This is a genomic window from Actinomyces bowdenii, assembly GCF_017592395.1.
Lineage (GTDB): Bacteria > Actinomycetota > Actinomycetes > Actinomycetales > Actinomycetaceae > Actinomyces > Actinomyces bowdenii.
The window spans coordinates 1-605 of the sequence record NZ_JAGFOU010000054.1 but is presented as its reverse complement, the minus strand read 5'-3'; the positions used below and the strand labels follow the sequence as shown (position 1 = coordinate 605).

1 protein-coding gene is annotated in these 605 nt (G+C 64.0%); it reads right to left on the bottom strand.

Going from position 1 to position 605, the window contains the following annotated elements:
* A partial coding sequence (locus J5X07_RS12750) for a transposase family protein (protein ID WP_279596233.1) occupies nucleotides 1-440 on the bottom strand: 440 nt, incomplete at its 3' end.
* Between the last annotated feature and the right edge of the window lie 165 nt (nucleotides 441-605).

Genomic DNA, 605 nt, shown 5'->3' with positions numbered 1-605 from the left:
TCGCCGTTGGGTGGTTTCTTGTAGGGGACGGTAATTCCTGTACCGACGTAGCCCTTATCACCGATGCAGCAGGCGAGGTCGAGCCCCTCCAGAACGCCCGAGGCTGTGATGGCCTTGGCGTCATGGGTGGCTCCCGGCAGGGGGTCGGAGGCCCACCGCAGGCGCCCGGTGGGGCCGACCAGCACCTGCAGGTTCAGGCCGGTGCGCTTGTGCTTGCCCGAGAACAGTGCGGGCTGATCCTTCCAGCTCCAGCAGGGAAGAAGGGTCCCATCGATGATGTACACCCCGGTGCGGGGGACCTCCTCGGCGGTGGCCAGCAGGGGGCCCAGGGTCCTGGCGATGATCCGGGTGATCACCGCGATCGCCCGCGAGATCGTGGGCTGGGAGACCCCCATGATCTCGGCGATCGCCTCCTGAGAGGCATTGGTACGCAGATACATCAGCGTCACCCGCACGCTCTGGAGGGGCTCCAGGATCCTTGGCACCCCAGTGATCCCCTCATCCCTTACTACTAATTCCACCAGACGGTTCAACTGCGCCCTGTCCAGGCCTGTGATACCCTTGCTCATGACGGCTCGTTCCTGAGAGGTTTTCGTTATGCAATC